General features: G+C 64.2%; 14 protein-coding genes and 1 tRNA gene. 8 read left to right on the forward strand and 7 right to left on the reverse strand.

The genetic code is table 11. The features are described 5' to 3' along the window. Window positions 1-11: 11 nt before the first annotated feature. Genes tssH through V6766_RS18080 form a run of 3 tightly spaced genes read left to right on the forward strand, consistent with a single transcriptional unit; the run spans window position 12 to window position 5,202 of the window. Window positions 12-2,708 (forward strand): type VI secretion system ATPase TssH, encoded by a 2,697-nt coding sequence (tssH, locus tag V6766_RS18070; RefSeq protein ID WP_448468854.1) that lies wholly within the window; start codon window positions 12-14, stop codon window positions 2,706-2,708. Window positions 2,709-2,710: 2 nt separating this feature from the next. Beyond that, on the forward strand, window positions 2,711-4,315 hold the full coding sequence (locus V6766_RS18075) for a sigma-54 interaction domain-containing protein (RefSeq protein WP_448468856.1): 1,605 nt from the start codon (window positions 2,711-2,713) through the stop codon (window positions 4,313-4,315). Window positions 4,316-4,347: 32 nt separating this feature from the next. Further along, window positions 4,348-5,202 (forward strand): type VI secretion system-associated protein TagO, encoded by an 855-nt coding sequence (locus tag V6766_RS18080; protein WP_448468858.1) that lies wholly within the window; start codon window positions 4,348-4,350, stop codon window positions 5,200-5,202. Between the two features lie 97 nt (window positions 5,203-5,299). Here V6766_RS18080 and V6766_RS18085 read toward each other — a convergent pair. Continuing rightward, window positions 5,300-5,374: transfer RNA gene (locus V6766_RS18085), tRNA-Gln, on the reverse strand. Between the two features lie 435 nt (window positions 5,375-5,809). On the opposite strand from V6766_RS18085, the gene V6766_RS18090 reads away from it, so the two are divergent. Continuing rightward, window positions 5,810-6,712, forward strand: a complete 903-nt coding sequence (locus V6766_RS18090) for an MBL fold metallo-hydrolase (protein WP_448468860.1) — start codon at window positions 5,810-5,812, stop codon at window positions 6,710-6,712. Here the strand turns inward: V6766_RS18090 and ppdK are convergent. From ppdK to V6766_RS18110, 4 genes are all read right to left on the reverse strand, one after another. Continuing rightward, entirely contained in the window at window positions 6,694-9,369 is a 2,676-nt protein-coding gene (gene ppdK / locus V6766_RS18095; protein ID WP_448468862.1) for a pyruvate, phosphate dikinase, read from the reverse strand. The two genes, V6766_RS18090 and ppdK, sit on opposite strands and share 19 nt — an antisense overlap. 170 nt (window positions 9,370-9,539) lie before the next feature. Further along, window positions 9,540-13,001: a chromosome segregation SMC family protein gene (locus tag V6766_RS18100; protein WP_448468864.1), complete on the reverse strand. Its 3,462-nt coding sequence runs from the start codon at window positions 12,999-13,001 to the stop codon at window positions 9,540-9,542. A 303-nt stretch (window positions 13,002-13,304) separates the two neighbouring features. After that, window positions 13,305-13,967 (reverse strand): DsbA family protein, encoded by a 663-nt coding sequence (locus tag V6766_RS18105; protein ID WP_448468866.1) that lies wholly within the window; start codon window positions 13,965-13,967, stop codon window positions 13,305-13,307. 120 nt (window positions 13,968-14,087) lie between these two features. Then, the gene (locus V6766_RS18110; protein WP_448468902.1) at window positions 14,088-14,597 is read right to left on the reverse strand and encodes a DUF721 domain-containing protein; all 510 of its coding nucleotides are present in this window, start codon (window positions 14,595-14,597) and stop codon (window positions 14,088-14,090) included. Window positions 14,598-14,698: 101 nt separating this feature from the next. Between V6766_RS18110 and mutY the strand changes: the two genes are divergently transcribed. Beyond that, window positions 14,699-15,769 (forward strand): A/G-specific adenine glycosylase, encoded by a 1,071-nt coding sequence (gene mutY / locus V6766_RS18115; protein WP_448468868.1) that lies wholly within the window; start codon window positions 14,699-14,701, stop codon window positions 15,767-15,769. Beyond that, window positions 15,759-16,373 carry an HAD family hydrolase gene (locus V6766_RS18120; RefSeq protein WP_448468870.1) on the forward strand — a complete coding sequence of 205 codons (615 nt, stop codon included), beginning with the start codon at window positions 15,759-15,761 and terminating at the stop codon, window positions 16,371-16,373. The genes mutY and V6766_RS18120 overlap by 11 nt, the downstream gene beginning before the upstream one ends. A 160-nt stretch (window positions 16,374-16,533) precedes the next feature. On the opposite strand, the gene V6766_RS18125 is transcribed toward V6766_RS18120, so the two are convergent. Next, a complete protein-coding gene (locus tag V6766_RS18125; protein ID WP_448468872.1) occupies window positions 16,534-17,655 on the reverse strand; it encodes a DNA methyltransferase in 1,122 nt (373 codons plus the stop codon). Between the two features lie 227 nt (window positions 17,656-17,882). On the opposite strand from V6766_RS18125, the gene V6766_RS18130 reads away from it, so the two are divergent. Continuing rightward, window positions 17,883-19,295 carry a DUF1254 domain-containing protein gene (locus V6766_RS18130; protein WP_448468874.1) on the forward strand — a complete coding sequence of 471 codons (1,413 nt, stop codon included), beginning with the start codon at window positions 17,883-17,885 and terminating at the stop codon, window positions 19,293-19,295. 56 nt (window positions 19,296-19,351) lie between these two features. On the opposite strand, the gene V6766_RS18135 is transcribed toward V6766_RS18130, so the two are convergent. After that, a complete protein-coding gene (locus tag V6766_RS18135; protein WP_448468876.1) occupies window positions 19,352-19,825 on the reverse strand; it encodes a DUF6790 family protein in 474 nt (157 codons plus the stop codon). Window positions 19,826-20,054: 229 nt separating this feature from the next. On the opposite strand from V6766_RS18135, the gene V6766_RS18140 reads away from it, so the two are divergent. After that, window positions 20,055-20,816: a MauE/DoxX family redox-associated membrane protein gene (locus V6766_RS18140; protein WP_448468878.1), complete on the forward strand. Its 762-nt coding sequence runs from the start codon at window positions 20,055-20,057 to the stop codon at window positions 20,814-20,816. Window positions 20,817-20,828 lie beyond the last annotated feature (12 nt).

Below are 20,828 nucleotides of genomic sequence, written 5' to 3' on the forward strand. Positions count from 1 at the left end.
GGGGAACCGACATGGCGCGTCTGGATATCCGGGCAATCATCGAAAGGCTCAACCGGGGGTCGCGGCTGGCAATCGAGGAGGCCGGCTCGCTTTGCGTTGCCCGCTATCACCGCGAAGTCACGATAGAACATTTTCTGTTCTGCCTTCTCGGCCAGCCCGGCAACGATATCCGCGTCATCTTGCAGGAAAACGGCCTTTCGCCCGATCAGTTGAAAGAGGCTGTCGAAGGCACTTTCGCGCGCCTGCGCCAGAGCGAGGCCGATCGCACGCCAACCTTTTCACCGCTCCTCCTCGATCTCCTCCAGGACGCCTGGATCGTCGCGTCGGTGCAATTGAAGGAACCAACGATCCGTTCCGGCGCCGTGCTGATCGCCATGCTGTCCGACCCGGGCCGCTATCTCGATTTCTCCTATTACAATATGCTGGAGACGCTCTCCGCCGACGACATTCTCAAGCGCTTCGAAACGCTGACGGCCGGTTCGGTCGAGACGCAGGGGACAGCGGGTTCCGGCGGGCAAGCCGGCCCGCAGGAACCCGATACATCAGACAGCGCGCTCTCCCGTTATGGCACGAATTTCACCGAGCTGGCGCGCAATGGCGGCATCGATCCGGTGTTTTGCCGGGACGCCGAAATCCGGCAGATCATCGAAATCCTGTGCCGGCGCCGCAAGAACAACCCGATTTGCGTCGGCGAGGCCGGTGTCGGCAAGACGGCGCTGGCGGAAGGTTTCGCGCTGAAAATCGCCGAAGGCAACGTGCCGGAACCGCTCAAGGACGTCGAGGTCTGGGGTCTCGATATCGGATCGCTGCAGGCCGGCGCCTCGATGAAGGGCGAGTTCGAAAAGCGGCTGAAATCCGTGATCGACGAGGTGAAGGCCAGCCCCACGCCGATCGTGCTGTTTATCGACGAGGCGCATACGCTGATCGGCGCCGGCGGCGACAAGGGCGGCTCGGATGCCGCCAACCTGCTGAAGCCGGCACTTGCGCGCGGGGAACTGAAAACCATCGCGGCCACCACCTGGAGCGAATACAAGCAATATTTCGAAAAGGACCCGGCGCTGACCCGCCGGTTCCAGTTGATCAAGCTCGATGAGCCGACGGTCGACGAGGCGGTCATCATTCTGCGCGGGTTGAAGGCGGCTTATGAGAAAGCCCACGGCGTCTACATCACCGAGGCGGCGCTTGATGCCGCCGCCCGCCTTTCCGCCCGCTATATCACCGGGCGGCAACTGCCCGACAAGGCGCTCGATGTGATCGATACGGCCTGCGCGCGGGTGTCGGCCGCGCGCTCGGCAACTCCGGCGGTGCTGCAACGGCATGGCGAGGAGCGGGCCGCCCTGTTGCGCGAGCGTGATGGACTGCAGCGCGACAAGGCGCTCGGAACGATCGACCCGGAGCAGAGCGAGCGCCTCACCATTGTCGAAATCCGTCTCGGCATGCTGGATGACGAAATCGGCAGGATGGAGAAGGAATTCTCCGAACAGAGCGAAATCGCGGGCGCGCTGCTGGAGCAAAGACGCAGCCTTCTTGAAACCGCTTCAGGCGATGCCAACGCCCTGCGGTCCGACACACTTCAGCCGAATAGTGCCGAAGCTGCCGAACGCTTCAGCCGCATCGACATTGCCGATCGCATGGTGCCCGTCGATGTGGGGGCCGCCGAAATCGCCGCCGTCATCGGCGACTGGACCGGCATCCCGGTCACCGCCATGGTTGCCGACGATTATCAGAAATTGCTGACGCTGGCCGAAACCATGGGACAGACGATCCGTGGCCAGGACCATGCGCTGAAGGCAATCGAGGAGCGGCTCAGAGCCTCCCGTCTCGACCTGCACCGCAAGGGCCAGCCGCTGGGCGTGTTCTTTCTCGCCGGCCCATCCGGCGTCGGCAAGACCGAAACGGCGCTTGAAATCGCCCGCCAGCTTTTCGGCGGCGAGCAGTTCCTGACCGCGATCAACATGTCGGAATATCAGGAGCGCCATACCATCTCGCGCCTCATCGGCTCACCGCCCGGCTATGTCGGTTATGGCGAGGGCGGTATTCTGACGGAAGCCGTCCGCAAGAAACCCTATTCCGTGGTTCTGCTCGACGAGGTCGAAAAGGCCGATGCCAATGTGCTCAATCTTTTCTATCAGGCCTTCGACAAGGGCGAACTCGTCGATGGCGAGGGCCGCGCCATCGACTGCAAGAATGTCGTGTTCTTCCTCACCAGCAATCTCGGCTCGGACCAGATCGAAAACTGGGTGACAACCGCCGAGGACGGCAAGACGCCATCGGCGGAAACCATGGCGCGCTCGCTGCAACCGGTCTTCGCCCAGCATTTCAAGCCGGCGTTGCTCGCGCGCATGCAGCCGATCGTCTACCTGCCGCTTTCCGAAGCAATCATGGCCGAGATCGTGGACATGAAGCTCGCCGGTCTAAAGGAACTCCTTGCCGACAGCCAGCGCATTGCCCTGATGGTCACCGACAATGCCGCCGCGCGCATCCGCTCCATGTGCGGTTTCTCGACCAATGGCGCGCGCTTTGTCGACCAGATTATCCAGCGGCAATTGCTGCCGACCATTTCGCTCGAAATTCTGGAGGCCGGCCAACAGGGCATCGCGCTCGGGGCCATCATCGTCGACTACGACGAGGAGCACGGTTTCTCCTTCGAAACGATTGCGCGGGAAGAGGCGCGCGAGCGGTCTCCCCAACTGGCGGACGGTGGCTGACGATGGAGGCTGTGGCTGGCGGCATCATGGAGGCAGGCTTGCGCATGATGATGACGCGCACCGATGGCCAGTTGCGCAGCCAGTTCATCAAGGCGGCGCTTGATATCCAGCCGGCCATTGGCATGGCGGTCTATGCCGTCGACGCGACCGGGCGCGCGCTGGTCCCGCTTGCCAGCGACAGCACGATGCCGACCGGCCGACTGCCGCAGCTTGCTCTCGGGCTGGACAGAAGGCCACCGGCCGCCATCCTCGCCATGCAGCGCCAGAATGTCTATTGCCATGGCAAGGCAACGTTCGGCGATGACGAGGCCTTGCGCAAAAGCCTGTTCGAAACCCATGGCCGCCTGCTGGCCTTCCGTCTCGATGCCGGCGTCAACGCGGACGCGCAAGCCGGCTTCCGCCCCGGCGCGGGTATTGCCTTTTTCAACGTGCGCGCGCTTCCCGATACCGGTTTATCGCAAAAAGCGGCAGAGCTATCCTGGCTGTTTCGGGCGTTCATTGCACTGCGTCCGCTGGTCGAGGCCTTTGAACAACGCGCCAATGATCAGACCCGCAAAAACGCCGAGGACGGCTGGAAGCGGCTCAATGACGCGCTTGCCGAACGGCTGGTCGGGCAATCGCCGCAAATGGCCAACCTGCGCAGCCAGATCGCGCGCTATGCCGGCCGCGACTACGCCGTGCTGCTGGAAGGCGAAACCGGGACCGGCAAGGAACTCGCCGCCCGCGCGCTGCACCGCCTGTCGCCGCGCAAGGCCAAGGCCTTCATCGCCGAAAACTGCGCCGCCATCCCCGAAAGCCTGATGGAAAGCGAGCTGTTCGGCTACGAAAAAGGCGCCTTCACCGGCGCCGAAGCCGCGCGCGAGGGGCTGATCAAGAGGGCCGATGGCGGCACGTTGTTTCTCGATGAAATCGGCGACCTGCCGCCCGCCCTTCAGGCCAAGCTGCTGCGGGTGCTTCAGGAGCGGAAGCTGCGCCCGCTCGGCGCCGACACCGAGCACGATGTCGACTTCCGGCTGATCACCGCCACCCATTGCGATCTCAAGGCCGCCGTCGGCCAGGGAACCTTCCGCGCCGATCTGTACCACCGCATCGCCCAGCTTGCGATCAAGCTCCCGCCATTGCGCGAGCGCGAGGGCGATATCGCCTATCTCGCCCAGTATTTCCTCGCCGAGATCGCAGCCCGCGAGGACGAGCCGGTGAAGGCGTTCACCGCCGAGGCGATGGCCGAGCTGCAGACCCATGCCTTCCCCGGCAATGTACGTGAATTACAGAATTTTCTGCTGCGCTGCGTGCTGCTGGCCCGCGATGAGGCCGAGATCTCACTCACACAAATGCGCGAGGCGCATGCCTCAATGCTTGCCGGCGCGACCCCTGCGGCAGTGAACGCCCCCAATGACGCAGCCCCCGATCAAGGCGGGCTTAGGGAAATGGTCGGCAAGGCCGAGGCCGATATCCTTGCGCGTTGCTTTCGTCGCTTCCACGGCAATCAGGCGGACATGGCGCTGGCTCTCGATGTTCCGCGCCGGACACTGTCACGAAAGCTGGCGCGCTACGGCATTTGCGCCGGTGACGAAAGCATAACCGAAACGCAGAGGGAGGAGGTCTGAGCGATGACCGCCACACACACACGAGGTTCGACATGAAGAAGCCGGTTCTGCTCTCCCTGATAAGCGGCGTTCTGCTGACCGCTTACCCGGCGGCCGCGGCCGACACCGTGGCGGTGCCAAAGGCGGGGCTCGATGCCTGCCTGCAAACCGTCGACCGGCTGAACCGGCTCGATTGTTTCGACAAGTTGCTGGGCACGCCGATATCGGTGCTGTCCGGCGGCACGTCGCCAACCGCTGCGCCAGCAGCCTCTTCTCAGGAGAAACCGCCCATCGCCGCGCTCGCTCATGCGATGGAACAGGCGCGCATGGCTGGCGATGGCGGCTGGCAGTTCCGCTATTCTCGGGTCGGCTCCAACGATCTGCTGACCTTGCCCGAGCTGATGGCCGAAGCCGCCGCAGCACCAGCGGCCCCGCCACCGCCGGCCGAAAACGGCGCGCTGCCTGAAAAAAGCGCTGCCATCTACGCGGCGCAAAACCCCGGCGATCTGCTGCAGCCGGGCACGGCAAACGTCTACCTGACCATGCCCGAAACGCCGCCCGCCGATGCGACGGGACCCGCCGACCGCGCCATCCTGATGCTGTCATGCGAGGCCAATATCACCACCGCGCGCCTGATCCTGCCGCAACCCATTTCGCTCGGTCCCCACACAATCGAGATCAGAACGGCGAGCGGTCGGCCGGAAACCGAAACCTGGCAGGCCGTCGCCGACGGCACCGTGCTGACGAACGCCCGCGGCCTCACCAGCATCGCCGACATTACCCGGTGGCGCACCGCCCCGCGCACCCAGATGTCGCTCGGAATCGGCAATGAGAACCGCGCTCTGCTGTTCGAAATGGGCAATCTCGTCGACATACTGCCGCCGCTGCGCCGCGCCTGCCAGTGGTGACCAACTGATCCGGCTACACGACGCTGCGGGACACGATCTTGTTGAGCGGAAAGCGATGATCGAACGGAATCATACCCTCCCCATTTGAAGATCAAGTTGGCTGGGGTGGCTGGATTCGAACCAGCGCATGCCGATACCAAAAACCGGTGCCTTACCGCTTGGCTACACCCCAGCAAGGGCCCGCGGGCCGGGGCCGGCGGTACGCACAGCCTCTTAGCAAAGCTCGCGGCCGGTCTCAACGTCTAAATCTGCCCGCCTGAAGAGATTCTGGATCATCGAGCGGCTGGTCTGATCCGCCCGGCAATCATGCCCTTTGTTTTGGCGCGTCGGGCTATCGAAAACCCGGATTCCATTTTTTCGCCTGATCCGTGAATTCAACAGGGGAGTATCCCTTGTACATCCGAATGGATGCTCGACGCTCTGGCCGGCGGCGGGAACTGGCGGCATCGAACGCCGTGCCTTGGTTCGCAGGCTCGGAGCGCGCACATTGGTCGAATGCACGCATAATGCTCTCAGGAGTTCATTCCGATCTTCGGGCCAGTGCTCCGGCCTTGCATTTTGCGCGCATGGTGTCAGACAGGCAGGGCAGAAGTTGAAGGAAATGCGAATGGGCAGACCCGAATTCGATCCGGCCTATGGACGCGCCGTGCTGCTTGCGGAAGGCATTGCGCGGTTGACGGCGAACAATCCCTCGCCGTTCACTTTCTATGGCACGAACGGCTATCTCGTCGGCCGCGACGAGGTGGGCATCATCGATCCCGGTCCCGATATCGACGGACATCTGGCGCACTGGCTTGAAGCGATCGGCGGGCGCAGGGTCCGCTTCATCGCCGTCACACACACCCATATGGATCATTCGCCGATGGCCCGCAGGCTGAAAGCTGAGACCGGGGCGCCGATCGCCGGCTTCGGTCCACACGAGACCGCCCGCCCGCTTTTTGCCGGCGAGGTCAATCCCTTCGCCGAAAGCGCGGATAGCGCGTTTCAGCCGGATATCGTTCTCGGCGACGGCGACACGATCGCCGCCGATAATGGCTTTGCGCTTCAGGCCGTGCACACGCCGGGCCACACCGCCAATCATCTCGCCTTTGCGCTTCAGGGCACGCCCTATCTGTTCTGCGGCGATCATGTGATGGACTGGTCGACCACGATCGTGGCCCCGCCCGATGGCTCGATGGGCGATTACATGGCCTCGATCGAGAAACTGTTGGAGCGCCCGGAAACCGTTTATCTCTCCGGCCACGGCGACACGATCCGCGATGCCAAGGGCGTGTTGCGGGCCACCCGCTCGCACCGGCGCATGCGCGAAAAGGCGATCCTCGAGCGGATCGCGACCGGAGACGAGACCATCGCAGAGATCGTCAAGGTGATCTACCGCACCACGGACCCAAAACTCCATGGCGCGGCAGCGCTTTCGGTGCTGGCGCATCTGGAAGATCTGGTCGAGCGCGGCCGGGTGGAAACGGATGGCGCGCCGATGCTCGACAACCGCTACCGGCTTTCCGGCTGAGACTGGCCGATCGTCGCCTGGGCCGCTGCAAGGCGGGCGGTCGGCACGCGGAAGGGCGAGCAGGACACATAATCAAGCGCCAGCCCCTCGCAAAAGCGGATCGAAACGGGGTCGCCGCCATGCTCGCCGCATATGCCGATCTGGAGATCGCCCCGGGTCTGGCGGCCGCGCTCGGCGGCCATGCGCATCAACTCGCCAACGCCGTCGAAATCCAGCGAGACAAACGGGTCGCGCTCGATAATGCCTTTTTTCTGGTAGGTGCCGATGAAGCCCGGCGCATCGTCACGCGACATCCCGAACGTCGTCTGTGTCAGGTCGTTGGTGCCGAGCGAGAAGAAGGCCGAGGTTTCGGCGATCTTGTGGGCGCGAAGCGCCGCGCGCGGCAGCTCGATCATGGTGCCGACGAGATACTCGATCTCCATGCCGGCCTCAGTCATCACCTCGCGGGCAACCGCATCAATGCGTTCCTTCACATAATCGAGCTCGGCGCGCAGAGACACAAGCGGCACCATGATCTCCGGCACCACGGCCTCGCCGGTGGCGCGGGCTGCGGCAACGGCAGCCTCGAAGATCGCCCGCGCCTGCATTTCGGTGATCTCCGGATAGGAAATCGCCAGCCGACAGCCGCGATGGCCGAGCATCGGGTTGAACTCGTAGAGCGCGTCAAGCCGATGGCGAAGCGCCTGCTTGTCCATGCCGAGCGCCGCCGCGACGTCATCGACCTCGCTTTCGGTCTTGGGCAGAAACTCGTGCAGCGGCGGATCGAGCAGGCGGATCGTGACCGGCAGGCCGTGCATGATCGAAAACAGCGCCTCGAAATCGTCCCGCTGCATAGGCAGGAGCTGGTCGAGCGCAGCGCGCCTGCCCTCTTCCGTCTCGGCGAGTATCATCCGCCGCATCATGTGGATGCGGCCGCCCTCGAAGAACATGTGCTCGGTGCGGCAAAGGCCGATCCCTTCCGCGCCGAAGTCCCGGGCGGCGCGGGCGTCGGCCGGGGTATCGGCATTGGTGCGCACCTTCATCCGCCGCACATCGTCGGCCCAGACCATCAGCCGCTGGAAATCCTCCGAGAGCGCGGGCTTTTGCGTGGGGGCCGCGCCCTTCATCACCCGGCCGGTGGCGCCGTCGATCGTCACCTTGTCGCCGGCATGCAGCATCACCCCGCCAATGCCGTGGAGGATATTGTCGAAACGGTCGACGCGCATATTGCCGGCGCCGGTGACGCAGGGAACCCCCATGCCGCGGGCGACGACCGCCGCGTGGCTGGTCATGCCGCCGCGCGTGGTCAGCACGCCGACCGCCGCCGTCATGCCCTGGATATCCTCCGGGCTGGTTTCGGTGCGCACAAGAATGACGCTGCGCTTTTCCGCCTTTGCGGCTATCGCTTCTTCGGCGGTGAACACGATCTCGCCGGTCACGGCCCCGGGCGAGGCCGGCAGGCCGGAACCGATCTGGGTGCCGCGATATTCCGGACGAATGGTCGGATGCAGCATCTGGTCGAGCGTTGCCGGATCGATGCGCATGATCGCCTCGGAGCGGCTGATCAGCCCCTCATCCGCCATATCCATCGCAATCCTCACGGCCGCACCCGCCGCGCGCTTGCCGCTGCGGGTCTGCAGCATCCAAAGCTTGCCGCGCTCGATGGTGAATTCCATATCCTGCATGTCGCCATACTGGCGCTCGAGGCGCGCGGAAATCGTCGCGAGTTCGCCGAATGCTTCCGGCATCAGCTTTTCAAGCGAGGGCTTTTCGCTGCCCGAGGCGATGCGCCCGGCTTCCGTGACGCTTTGCGGCGTGCGAATGCCGGCGACGACATCCTCGCCCTGCGCATTGACCAGAAACTCACCGTAGAGCGCATTCTCGCCCGTGGACGGGTTGCGGGTAAACGCGACGCCGGTTGCCGAACCATTGCCAAGATTGCCGAACACCATCGCCTGAATGTTGACCGCCGTGCCCCATTCCGTCGGAATATTGTGCAGCGTTCGATAGGCGATGGCGCGCGCGCTGGTCCAGCTTGAAAACACTGCCGCGATCGCGCCCCAGAGCTGCTCGAACGGGTCCTGCGGGAAGTCGCAGTCGAGCTCTTCGCTCAGCAGTTCCTTGTAGCTCGTGACGATATCCTCGAGTTGGCCGGCGGTGAGCTGGGTCTCGGCATGGTGGCCGAGTTCGGACAACCGCTCCTCCAGAAGCTCCTCGAACACTTCCTGGTCGAGGCCGAGCGCAACATCGCTGTACATCTGGATGAAGCGACGATAGCTGTCCCAGGCAAAACGCGCATCCCCCGTGTCGCGGGCAAGCGACAACACCGTTTCATCGTTAAGGCCGAGATTGAGGATTGTGTCCATCATACCCGGCATGGAGACGCGGGAGCCGGAGCGGACCGAGAGCAGCAGCGGCCGGTCGCCCGAGCCGAAGCGACGGCCGGTTGCCGCCTCCACGGCGGCGAGCCCTGCGGCGACCTCATCCTTCAGACCGTCGGGAAAGCTGCGACCGTTATCGTAGAAATAGCGGCAGACATCGGCGATGATGGTGAGGCCGGGTGGCACCGGCAGACCCATGCGCGCCATTTCGGCAAGCCCCGCGCCCTTGCCGCCGAGCCGGTCGCGGTCAATCTCGTGCTCATCTCCCGCGCCGAAGCCGTAAACCCAATTCGCCATGCATCCGCCTTCATGCGCCTTCGGGATCATCTCCACCATTTCCCGGAAAGCGCGAATTCCTCTTCTGCTGCGAGACGTTAGAGCATCGCGGACGAAATGAGAATTGGGGACTTGCGAAAAAAGCAGCGCGAACGCCATTCTTTGGTCGATAGCTCAGGGCGAGACGGCTCTCAAACCTCCTCGACCAGCTTTTCCGCCGTCTGCAGGTCGACGGAGACCAGTTGTGACACGCCCTGTTCGGCCATGGTGACGCCGAACAGCCGATCCATGCGCGCCATGGTGATCGGGTTGTGGGTGATGACGATGAAGCGGGTCTCGGTGGTCGCCGCCATCTCGTCCAGCAGGTTGCAGTAGCGCTCGACATTATGGTCGTCGAGCGGCGCGTCGACCTCGTCCAGCACGCAGATCGGGGCCGGATTGGTGAGGAACACGGCAAAGATCAGCGCCATCGCCGTCAGCGCCTGCTCGCCGCCGGAAAGCAGCGTCATGGTCTGCGGCTTCTTGCCTGGCGGGCGGGCGAGGATTTCCAGCCCCGCCTCCAGCGGATCGTCGGATTCGATCAGTTGCAGCTCGGCCATGCCGCCGCCGAACAGGTGCACGAACAGCCGCTGGAACTGATCGTTGACGGCGTCGAAGGCGGCCAGCAGCCGCTCGCGCCCTTCGCGGTTGAGGCTCTGGATCGCGCCGCGCAGCTTGCGGATCGCCTCGATGATATCGTCGCGCTCGTTGACCAGAACGTCGAGCTGGGCCGAAAGCTCGCTCTGCTCCTCCTCGGCGCGCAGGTTGACCGCGCCCAGCCGTTCGCGCTCGATCTTCAGCCGCTCCAGCGCGCGCTCGACCGCCGCCGGCTCGGGAAGCTCGGCATCGGGGGCAAGGCCGGTCAGGCGGAAGGCTTCGTGCGGGGCGACTTCCAGCACCTCGGAAATACGCTTTTCCGCGCCCTCGCGGCGCTCGCGGGCGGAGACCAGCCGCTCCTCGGCGCGGCCGCGCTGCTCGCGCGCCTCGGCCAGATTTGAAAGCGCCTGGGCGGCAACCCTGTCGGCCTCGCGCTGGGCGGTTTCGGCCTCTGCCAGCCGGTCGGCGGCGGCCTTGCGGGCCTCTTCGGCCTGCTCCAGTTCGCGGGTCAGCTGGCGGCGCTTCTCCTCGAATTCCTCCGGCGCTTCCTCGAGGGTTTCCAGCTCGGCGCGGGCCTCCTCCTCGCGGGATTTCAGGGTCTCGATCTGCGACTCAGCGCTTCTGGCGCGGTTCTGCCAGCCTGCGCGCTCCTGCCCGATGGCCGTCAGGCGGCGCTGGCGGGAATCATTTTCGCGCAGCAGACCGTCATGGCGGGCGCGGGCCTCGGCCAGTTCGCCGCGATGACGCGCCACCTCAGCGCCCTGTGCCGCCAATCGGCTTTCCAGCGCGGAATAATCCGGCGCTTCGGCGAGTGCCGCAGAAGCATTCTCGAAGCTGAGCACAATATCCTCGCCCTGCGCCTGCAACTGGCTCAGCGTTTCGGCGGCGACATCGCGGCGGCGCACCAGTTCGCCGGAGGCGCGCTCGGCCTCGGCAAGTGCGGCGCGGGCATCGGCCACCGCGCGGCCGGCCATGCGCACCGCCTCGCGGGTTGCCGCCACCGCCTGTTCCTCTGCGCGAACGGCCTCGCCGGACTCGGCCTGCGCCGCCTGCGCATCCTCCAGCGCCACCTCGGCCTCCCGGCGCTCTTCTTCAAGCGCTGCCAGCCGGTTCTTCTGCGAGAGCCTCAGGGCTGCGGCACTTGGCGCATCCGCCCCTTTGATGAAGCCGTCCCAGCGATAGACCGCGCCCGCCTCGGTGACCAGTTCCTGACCGGGCGCGAGCTTTACCATCAGGGCGAGAGCGGCATCGTCCGCGACAAGCCCCACCTGCCGCAGCCGGCGCTGCACGGCGGCGGGCGCATCGACGAGCGTGTTCAGCGGACGGCAGCCCTCGGGAAGCGCGGCATCGTCCCCGCCATCGCCATTGCCGTGCCAGTGGGCCGGGGCGTCGGCCTCCAGCGGGGCGTCGAGATCGTCGCCCAGCACGGCCCCGAGCGCGGTCTCGTAGCCCTGCTCGATGCTGAGCAATTCGGCAAGCGGTGTGAAATCGCCGGCGGCGGCGCTTGCGGCGAGCATGCGCTCGATCGTGCGCGCCTCGGTCTCGATCTCCGAGAGCCTTGCGCGCGCGGCCTCCACCGGCTGGCGGGTCAGCGCCTCGTTACGGCGCGCCTCGGCAAGCCGCTCGTCGGCTTCCTCCGCGGCGGAAAGCGCCTCCTCCTCGGCGATCGTCGCTTCTTCCAGCGCCGCCTGTTTTTCCGCCGGATCCGGCAAGCCGGCAATGCGCTCGCTGATCGCGGCAAGCTCGGATTGTGCATCGCCGATCTGGCGCTCGATCCGCTGACGGCGGTCGGTGAGCTCCGCGATGGTGCGCTCAAGCTGGCTGCGATTGGCCGCCGCCTCGGCGCGCTCTGCCGTCAGCGCGGTGAACACCGCCTCGCTTTCGCCAAGCCGGGCCGCGGCCTCGTCCATCTTCTCGCGCGCCTCGGCAAGTTCCTCGCCCGAAAACCCGATCAGTTCCGTAAGCTCGGCCTCTTCCTCGTCCAGCCGCGCGAGGATCGCGCTGTTGTCGGCGATCATCGCCTCCTCGCGGCGGATGTCCTCGCCAAGCTGAAGCAGGCGGCGGGACAGTTCGTCGCGGCGCTGCGTCAGGCGCGAGGCATCGTCCTCGAGCTGGCGGCGGGCGATCTGCAGGCGTTGCAACAGGGCCGCGGCCTTGACCTCCGCATCGCGCAGTTCGGGCGTCTTCAACCCCGCGATCGCCTGCGCCTTGGCGGCTTCCATCTGCTGGTTCGCCCGCTCGGCCACCGTCGCGGTCAACTGATTGAGCGCGCTGGTCGCCTCGGCTTCCGCCGTCTTGGCATCGACCCAGCGCAGATGCAGCAGGATCGCGTCATGGGCGCGGATATCGGCCGACAGCATCTTGAACCGGGTTGCCTGCCGGGTCTGGCGCTTCAGGCTTTCGATCTGGCTGGTCAACTGCCCGGTGACGTCCTCCAGCCGCTCCAGATTGGTCTCGGCGGCGCGAAGGCGCAGTTCCGCCTCATGGCGGCGCGAGTAAAGCCCGGAAATCCCGGCGGCCTCTTCCAGAAGCTGACGGCGCGCCTGCGGCTTTGCCTGGATCAGTTCGCCGATCCGCCCCTGCCCGACCATTGAGGGCGAGCGCGCCCCGGTCGAGGCGTCTGCGAACAGGAGCTGGACATCCTTGGCGCGCGCCTCCTTGCCATTGATGCGGTATTGCGAGCCCTGCTCGCGCATGATCCGGCGGGTGACCTGGATCTCGTCGCTGTCGTTAAAGGCGGCCGGCGCGGTGCGGTCGGAATTGTCAATGTGAAGTCCGACTTCGGCGGCGTTGCGCGCCGGGCGATTGCCGGAGCCGGAGAAGATCACGTCGTCCATGCCCGAGGCGCGCATGTTCTTGTAGGAATTTTCTCCCATCACCCAACGCAGCGCCTCGACAAGGTTCGACTTGCCGCAGCCGTTCGGTCCCACGACGCCCGTCAGCCCCGGCGCGATGATGAAATCGCTGGTTTCGACAAAGGATTTGAAGCCGATAAGGCGCAGGCGGGTGAACTTCATGCCGCGCGCTCCTTGCGGGCGATCGGCTGGCCGAAGCCAACCACGCCTGCCGCCGCATAGCCCCCCAACCTTCTCGCCCCGGAGGGGAGAGATGTCGCGAAAGCGACAGTGAGGGGAGAGTCTTTCCTCTCGAACGCCCTCACGACTGGATATGCTGTTTCACCCTCACTGCCCCTTTCGGGGCATCTCTCCCGCAAGCGGGAGAGAGTATTGGGAGCAAGCCGCAAGGCCGAATACATTTGCCCAAACGCAAAAAAGCGCGCGCCATTGCTGGCGCGCGCCCGAAACTCTTCGAACGTACGGTCAAAGCATGCTGTTGATGAGGGCCGACATGGTGTCAACCGACATATCCCCCGCATATTTCTTTCCGTTGATCAGGAAGGTCGGCGTGGCGTTGACCCCGAATTCATCCGCACCGCGCGTTCTGACTGCATTAATGTCATCAAGCAGCTTCTGGTCCGTCAAGCAAGCCTGAAAGCTTTCCTGTGTAAAACCGGCAAGTTTCGCCATTTGCAGCATGGCGGCGCTGCCGTCTTCGGCGGTTGCCCAGGTGCGCTGCTGCTGGAACATCATGTCGATGAACGGCACATACTTGTCGTTCGGCGTGCAGCGGGCGAGCATGAAGGCCGCCATGGCGCGCGGATCGAAGGGAAATTCGCGGAAGATGTAATAGACCTTGCCGGTGTCGATGAAGTTTTCCTTGATCGCCGGAAAGGTCTCTTCCTGATAGGTCGCGCAATGCGGGCAGGTCATGGACATATATTCGATGATCTTGACCGGGGCATCCGGCTCGCCGAGCGCGATATCGGGAAGGCTGCCGGGTTCCAGCGCCTTTTCCATATCGACGCTGCCCTGGCTCTTCGGCAGGTCCTGCGCCATGGCGGATGAGAAGCCCATCGTGCCGATGGCCGCGCCGACAGCCGCGCCGCGCAGCAGGTTCCGCTTTGTGATCTCGAATTCAGGCATAGTCTCTACCTCGTCTGTTTCCCGTAACTCTCACTAGCGACCGCGGCCCGAATGTACAAGCCGCCCGCCGCGCCAAGGCTTCAAACAAATGTGACCTGATCATGCTGAACGATGGCTGAATTAGCGGCGTCCTTTGCGCTTCTCGCTCATGACGCCGGCACCCAGCCGCATGATCGCTTTCCTGAGCGCCTCGGATTCAATACCGGCGAGCCGCGCTTCGAGATCGCGCTTTTCCGAGGGCGAGAGCGTGGGCTTGGGGCGATGGTTCCCGCCGAGCGGCTGGACCGGTTTTTGCACCACCCTCACCCGCTCGATCGCCACATAGCCGAAGAAGCCATTGACCCGGTGGATCAACTCGTCCTGGGCGTGGGTGAGAAACAGAACCCGCGCGCCCTCGCAGGCAATCGTCAGCGTTCCCGGCCTGAAACCGCCATCCTCCTCCGCGCCCGAGCGTTTCGGCCAGGCGATCCTTTCAGGGCGGGAGAATTCGGCATAGGTCTCGCCGGCAATCTCCGGCCAGGCGTTGAGAAGCGCTGTGGAGATACCGGCCCGCTTTGCAAGAATCGGATCGATAAGGCCGTTGGCGACATCGGCAATCTGGCTGGCGCTTCTTGAACGGGTGGGACGCATCATGCTCTTTCGACAATAACGATGAAAACGGGCGGCAGATGTTGCCCGTTTGCGCCTGGCACTGTACCCGATCAGGAGGCAAAGCGCAGCACCGGAATTTCATGGATCACTTTTCTTACGACCTGCTCACCTGGTACGACCGCCACCACCGCGACCTGCCCTGGCGAACCGGCCCCGGCGACCGGCTGAAAGGCGCGCGAGCGAACCCCTACCATGTCTGGCTCTCCGAGATCATGCTGCAGCAGACCACGGTGCAGGCGGTGAAGGCCTATTACCAAAAGTTCCTCGCCCGCTGGCCGAGGGTCGAAGACCTCGCCGCCGCCGAGACCGACGATGTCATGGCCGCTTGGGCCGGGCTCGGCTATTACGCCCGCGCCCGCAACCTGAAGAAATGCGCAGAAACCGTCGCGCGCGAGCACGGCGGCGTGTTTCCGGATACGCTTGAAGGGCTGAAGGCGCTGCCCGGCATCGGCGATTACACCGCAGCGGCAATCGCCGCGATCGCCTTCGACCGTCCCGAAACCGTGGTGGACGGCAATGTCGAGCGGGTCGTCACCCGGCTTTTCGCGATCGAAACCCCATTGCCCGCCGCCAAGCCTGAAATCCGCGCATGGACCGCGAAGCTGACGCCGCCGGAACGGCCCGGCGACTTCGCCCAGGCGATGATGGATCTCGGCGCCACGATCTGCACGCCGAAGCGGCCGGCCTGCGCGCTCTGTCCGTTTCGCGCGCACTGTCTGGCGCTTGCCAATGACGATCCCGAACGGTTTCCCTTGAAAATGCCCAAAGCCGCCCGCCCGGTGCGTCGGGGCGCTGCCTTCGTGGCCGAAACGCCGGATGGTCGCGTGCTGCTGCGCACCCGGCCCGGCACGGGTCTTCTCGGCGGCATGGCGGAACCGCCGACCACCGGCTGGACAGCCCGCCAGGATGGCGCAACCGGCAGCGACGCCGCCCCTTTCGCCGCCGACTGGAGCCATGCCGGCGAGATCACCCATGTCTTCACCCATTTCGAACTGCGGCTTTCCGTCTGGCATGCGGTGACCCCGGAACGGCCCGTTGCGGGCGGACGCTGGGAAACCGGGCTTGGCGAAAAAGCGCTTCCCAGTGTAATGAAGAAGGCCATTTCCAAGGCCGTTCCCGATGCATTCAAACGGAGACCCCATGACCGCTGAAATCCGCCACATCGTCTACGACATCGGCCAGGTTCTGGTGCATTACGACCCGCTGATCCCGTTCAAGCGCATTATTCCGGACGAGGAAAAGCGGAACCGGTTCTTCGCTGAGGTCTGCACCAATGCCTGGAACCACGAGCAGGATCGCGGTCGCCCTTGGGCGGAAGCCGAGGCGGTGGCGATTGCCCGCCACCCCGAGGAGGCCGACAATATCCGTGCCTTCCGGGCCCACTGGCCGGAGATGATCCCCTATTGCTACGAGGATTCCGTGGCCCTGTTCCGCAAGCTTGCCGCCTCCGAACACGACGTCACCCTGCTGACCAATTTCGCGCCTGATACGTTCAGCATCTGCCGCGCGCGCTATCCGTTTCTGGAGGAAGGCCGGGGCATCACGGTTTCCGGCGAGATCGGCATGGTCAAGCCCGACCGCGATATCTTCGAGCGCCACGCCGAGACCTTCGGCCTGACGCCGGAGGCGACGCTGTTCATCGATGACAAGGCGGAAAATATCGAGGGCGCGAAGACCGCCGGATGGCACGGCATCCGCTTCGTCAACGCCGCCCAGCTGGAACGCGATCTCGCGGGCTACGGCATCACCGTATGAAATAATTCGGGCCCGGCAGGGACCGGGCCCGAAGGATGCGTCGTGTCTGGAGGTCATGACGCCTGTTGCAGGGTTTACCTAACAACCGATAAACGAAAATCCTAAACAAACTCTATATTTAGTTGCATTCTCACTAATATAGGTTGCAGGTCCTGGCCGCTCAGATTGCCGCCGTCGCCGCGCGGATCTCGCCGCGCAGCCGGTCGATCGGATGGCGCTTGCCGGCTTCCTCATAATGCCAGAAGGTCCAGCCATTGCAGGCTTCCGCGCCCTGCACCTGAGCGCCGAGCCGATGGATCGAGCCGGCGGTCTGGCCGCTGACCAGCGTTCCATCGGCGCGCACCAGCGCCACATGGTCACCCTTGGGCGAAGTCAGCCGGTCACCGGGCGAAAGCAGGCCGCTCTCGATCAGCGAAACGAAGGCGACGCGCGGCAGCGACTTCTTGCTCGGCAGCGGCTTCAGCATATCCGCCGAAAGCGGATCAATCGCATTGATGCGCGCCTGCGCGGCGTCGATATACTCCTGCTCGCGCTCGACGCCGACGAAATGGCGGCCGAGCCGCTTGGCGACAGCGCCGGTGGTGCCGGAGCCGAAGAACGGATCGAGCACGACATCGCCGGGCTTGGTGGAGGACAGGATGATGCGCGACAGCAGCGCCTCGGGTTTCTGGGTCGGATGAACCTTTCGGCCCTCCTCATCCTTCAGCCGCTCGCCGCCCGAGCAGATCGGGAACAGCCAGTCGGAGCGCATCTGCACATCGTCATTGGCCGCCTTCATGGCGTCGTAGTTAAAGGTATAGCCCTTCGCTTCCGCATTGGGGCTCGCCCAGATCATGGTCTCATGGGCGTTCTGGAACCGGCGACCCTTGAAATTCGGCATCGGGTTGGTCTTGCGCCACACGATGTCGTTCAGGATCCAGAAGCCCAGATCCTGCATCTTGGCGCCGACGCGGAAGATGTTGTGGTAGGAGCCGATCACCCAGATCGTGCCGGTGGGCTTCAGCACCCGCTTGCAGGCAAGCAGCCAGGCGCGGGTGAAGGCATCATAGACCTCGAACGAGGCAAACTGGTCCCAGGCGTCGTCGACGGCATCGACCTTCGACTGGTCCGGGCGATGGAGCACGCCGCCAAGCTGGAGATTATACGGCGGATCGGCGAAGATCGCGTCGACCGAGTGATCCGGCAGGTTTTCAAGCGCTGCAACGCAATCGCCCTTGATGATGGTGTCGAGCCAAGGCGCGGGACGCGCCGCCTTTGCCTGAAGGGCGGAAACCGGAACCATGTGATACTCGCTTTTTACACATACTCGAAAACTGGTGACGAACCGGATTCTCCGCGAGTTTGGTTACCAAAGCCTGAAGCCCGCGCAAAAATGTCGCGCCCCGCTTTTCCCGCATCACAAGTATCCGGACATCCTGTATTCATATTTCAGGTTGTATAGAGGCCAGGATTGAAACCGCCGCCGGCACGCGCAGCTTGCGACGGCACTGTGCGCAACAGGAGATACAGATGTACAAGCCCTTCGTCGCCGGCCTTGCTGTCGCCGGCCTTCTTCTTGCCCCGGTCAGCGGCATTGCCGCCGACAAACCTGCCGACACCGCCAGGATCGCCGAGGAGGCGACCGTTTACGGCCTGCCGATGGTGGACCTCTACAAGCTGATGTACGATCAGGCGATCGACACGGACAATTCGCAGTTCAAGGCGCCGTTCAACACGCTTCACAACGAATCCAACGTGTTCACGCCGGCCGATACCTCGATCGTCACGCCCAACAGCGACACGCCCTATTCGGAGCTCTGGATGGACCTGCGCGCCGAGCCGCTGGTGCTGTGCGTGCCGGCAATCGACACGGACCGCTATTACTCGGTGATGCTGACTTCGCTCTACACCTTCAACTTCGGCTATATCGGCTCGCGCACCACCGGCAATGACGCCGCCTGCTACGCCGTGGCCGGGCCCGACTGGAAGGGCGATGCGCCGAAGGGCATCGCCAAGGTGTTCCAGTCGGAAACCGAATTCGCCACCGCGCTCTACCGCACCCAGCTCTTCAACCCGGCCGATATCGACAACGTTCGCAAGATCCAGGCCGGCTATACCGTCGAGCCGCTTTCCGCCTTCCTAGGCGAGCCGGCGCCTGCGCCGGCCCCTGCCATCGACTGGCCGAAGATCGACGACCAGTCGGCGAAGGAGAATCCCCTCGGCTATCTCGCCTTCCTGCTTCAGTTCGCGCCGGCAACCGGCCCGGCGGCGGTCGAGAAACCGCTGCGCGAAGAATTCGCCAGCATCGGGCTGGAAGCCGGCAAGCCCTTCCCGCCGGCGGATGCCAGCGACGCTGAACTTGCGGCGATCGAACAGGGCGTGAAGGCCGCCCGCGCCGATATCGCAAACGCGATCAAATCCATGGGCAAGATCGAAAACGGCTGGAGCGTGACCACGGGCATTCAGGGCAATCGCGATGGCTATGACGGCAATTGGGGCTTGCGCGCCGCCGTCGCCGTGGCTGGACTGCTTGCCAATGACACCGCCGAGGCGGTCTACCCGATCACCAATATCGACATCGACCACAACAAGCTCGACGGCTCGAAATCGGATTACACCATCACATTCAAGCCCGGCGAACTGCCGCCCGCCAACGCCTTCTGGTCGGTCACCATGTATGACGGCAAGACCCAGCACCTTGTGCCCAACCCGATCGACCGCTACCTCATCAACGCCCCGATGCTGCCGGAGCTGACGAAAAATGCCGATGGCTCGCTGACCCTCTACATCCAGAAGGACGCACCGACGGACCCGGCGAAAAAGGCCAACTGGCTGCCCGCGCCCGACGGGCCCTTCTATGTCGCGATGCGAATCTACTGGCCGAAACAGGCCGTCCTCGACGGCGACTGGCAGCCTCCGGGCATCGTGCCCCATAAGGGCTGATGCAACAGGCGGCCGGGTCTTCGCGACGCGGCCGCGATCCGTTCAGACCGGCGTGTTCACGCAGACCGATGCGATCCCTCCCGGCTCAGCGCCAGCAGCACCAGCCCGAAGACCGGCAGGAGGATATCAGTCCAGAAGATCACGCCGGCATTGCCCGGCGCGAAATTGTGGGTGCGGACCATATCGATCACGTGGCCGACCGCGGCCCCCCAGAGGAAGCAGGTGGGACCGACGATCGCGGCGATCCTCATGCCGCGATGGCCGGCGAAAGCCATGAATCCGACGACCGCGAAACCGAGGCTGGCATAGCCGACTTCCGCCTGGAACAGGCTGTCCGCCCAGCCGATGAACGAGGCCGTCATCTTGCCGAAAAAGACATGCATGATGAAATTGTAGAACAGCGAGACGCCAATCGAGAAGAACAGGAACCATACGAGCAAGGCCTCGACCACGGCGCCTTGCGGACGCGGCGGTTGCTGCGCGGCAAGCGCGATCGCCGCGGCGATCAGGCCGAAGACAAAACAGGTCAATGTGAAATTCGAAAGCGCAAAGGTGATCGCAGCGGCAATGAGGCCCTCCCTCTCTCCGCCGCCCGGCGCGGCGCCCGGCTGACATGATAGTCCCAGTCGGGGTTTCTGGAAATCGGCTTTCACTTCCCCCGGGGAACATAACCGACGGCGTTTCGTTGGACGTGGAAGAGCCGTTTCCCGATCTCTATAACGGGCACGGCCACAACGCCTGCAGGATTGGAGGGAAGGAATGGCAGAGACCGCGAAAACCGCCAGACTTTACCGGATGGTGATGCCCGATCACATCTGCCCCTATGGCCTGAAATCCAAGGACATGCTGGAGCGGCACGGCTATCAGGTCGAAGATCACCATCTGAAGTCCCGCGAGGAGACCGACGCCTTCCAGCGCGAACATGATGTGGAGACAACGCCGCAGACCTTTATCGACGGCGAGCGGATCGGCGGCTATGACGACCTCAGGGTGTTTCTCGGCGTTGATCCGCCGGAGGAAGAGCAATCCGATACCAGCTATCGCCCGGTGATCGCGATCTTTTCGGTCGCGGCCCTGCTGGCGCTGGGGCTTGCCTTTCACCAGTACGGCACCGTGCTGACATGGCAGAGCGTGGTCTGGTTCATCTCGCTCTCGATGACGATCCTCGCGATCCAGAAGCTGCAGGATGTGGAACAGTTCTCGATCATGTTCCTGAACTATGATTTGCTCGCGAGGCGTTGGGTGCCCTATGGCAAGGTCTATCCCTATGGCGAGGCCCTTGCGGGTATCCTGATGACCGCCGGACTGCTGCCCTGGCTCTCCGCGCCGGTGGCGCTGTTCATCGGGACGGTGGGCGCGGTCAGCGTGTTCAAGGCCGTCTATATCGACAAGCGAGAACTGAAATGCGCCTGCGTCGGCGGCAATTCCTCCGTTCCGCTGGGTTTCATCTCACTGACCGAGAACCTGATGATGGTCCTGATGGGCCTGTGGATGGGCGGCCGATTCCTACTGGGTGGTTGACAGCCGGAAGCC

This window comes from Martelella sp. AMO21009, assembly GCF_053484295.1.

Coding starts and splice junctions, on each gene's coding strand:
- V6766_RS18105 (WP_448468866.1), bottom strand. CDS start 13,967: ATGCCTGAATTCGAGATCACAAAGCGGAACCTGCTGCGCGGCGCGGCT.
- V6766_RS18125 (WP_448468872.1), bottom strand. CDS start 17,655: ATGGTTCCGGTTTCCGCCCTTCAGGCAAAGGCGGCGCGTCCCGCGCCT.
- V6766_RS18130 (WP_448468874.1), top strand. CDS start 17,883: ATGTACAAGCCCTTCGTCGCCGGCCTTGCTGTCGCCGGCCTTCTTCTT.
- V6766_RS18080 (WP_448468858.1), top strand. CDS start 4,348: ATGAAGAAGCCGGTTCTGCTCTCCCTGATAAGCGGCGTTCTGCTGACC.
- V6766_RS18075 (WP_448468856.1), top strand. CDS start 2,711: ATGGAGGCTGTGGCTGGCGGCATCATGGAGGCAGGCTTGCGCATGATG.
- mutY (WP_448468868.1), top strand. CDS start 14,699: ATGGATCACTTTTCTTACGACCTGCTCACCTGGTACGACCGCCACCAC.
- ppdK (WP_448468862.1), bottom strand. CDS start 9,369: ATGGCGAATTGGGTTTACGGCTTCGGCGCGGGAGATGAGCACGAGATT.
- V6766_RS18100 (WP_448468864.1), bottom strand. CDS start 13,001: ATGAAGTTCACCCGCCTGCGCCTTATCGGCTTCAAATCCTTTGTCGAA.
- V6766_RS18090 (WP_448468860.1), top strand. CDS start 5,810: ATGGGCAGACCCGAATTCGATCCGGCCTATGGACGCGCCGTGCTGCTT.
- V6766_RS18120 (WP_448468870.1), top strand. CDS start 15,759: ATGACCGCTGAAATCCGCCACATCGTCTACGACATCGGCCAGGTTCTG.
- tssH (WP_448468854.1), top strand. CDS start 12: ATGGCGCGTCTGGATATCCGGGCAATCATCGAAAGGCTCAACCGGGGG.
- V6766_RS18140 (WP_448468878.1), top strand. CDS start 20,055: ATGGCAGAGACCGCGAAAACCGCCAGACTTTACCGGATGGTGATGCCC.
- V6766_RS18110 (WP_448468902.1), bottom strand. CDS start 14,597: ATGCGTCCCACCCGTTCAAGAAGCGCCAGCCAGATTGCCGATGTCGCC.